Source organism: Klebsiella sp. 4_1_44FAA, assembly GCF_000238715.1.
In the GTDB taxonomy this organism is placed as follows: domain Bacteria; phylum Pseudomonadota; class Gammaproteobacteria; order Enterobacterales; family Enterobacteriaceae; genus Klebsiella; species Klebsiella pneumoniae.
In genome coordinates this window covers 1-657 of the sequence record NZ_JH414862.1, presented here as the reverse complement: position 1 = coordinate 657, position 657 = coordinate 1, and the positions used below count along the sequence as shown (strand labels likewise).

Sequence of the window (657 nt, the reverse complement as noted above, 5' to 3'; positions counted from 1 at the left end):
ATGATTCGGGAGATGATGAAGATGAGCTGTAACATACATCCATATATTCAGGAATGGATCGACATAGTTGAGAAAAAAATCTATGCAGTATGCGAAGAGCAGGAGCTGCTTGTCGCGCATGTAAAATGGTGTTTTGAGCATGAAGATATTTATATAGATTGTGATCAGTTGGAGAAATATATCGGGATGTCAAAATACTTCCCGTTTGTAGAAATATTTCCCTGGCAGAAGTTTGTGATCGGACTTCACGATTGCACATATTGGAGAGAATCCGGGCTTCCAAGATGGCCGGATTTATTCTGTATGTTGGGGAGAGGAGCGGGAAAAGATGGTACAATTGCGCTCGAATCAGTGTGTTTAATGTCCCCGCATAATGGAATCAGAGAGTACGATGTAGATATCTGCGCCAATAATGAGGACCAGGCAATGCGTCCAGTCCATGACGTGATAAACGCATTTGAACGACCGTCTGTGATAAAGAAATTAAAGAAATTCTTCCGATGGACGAAAGAACAGGTTTTATGCTTGAAAACAAAGTCTATTATGAAGGGAAGAACAAACAGTCCGAAAGGAAAAGACGGTCTTCGTTCTGGAATCTGTATCTTTAATGAGATCCATCAATATGAAGACTATAAGAATATAAACGTCTTTACGACA

The 657-nt window shown here is 40.2% G+C and carries 1 protein-coding gene; it reads left to right on the top strand.

Features of this window, described 5'->3' with window-relative positions:
* Window positions 1–12 precede the first annotated feature (12 nt).
* Window positions 13–657, top strand: a 645-nt coding sequence (locus tag HMPREF1024_RS00030; RefSeq protein ID WP_222609794.1) for a terminase large subunit, incomplete at its 3' end; no start/stop codon positions are given.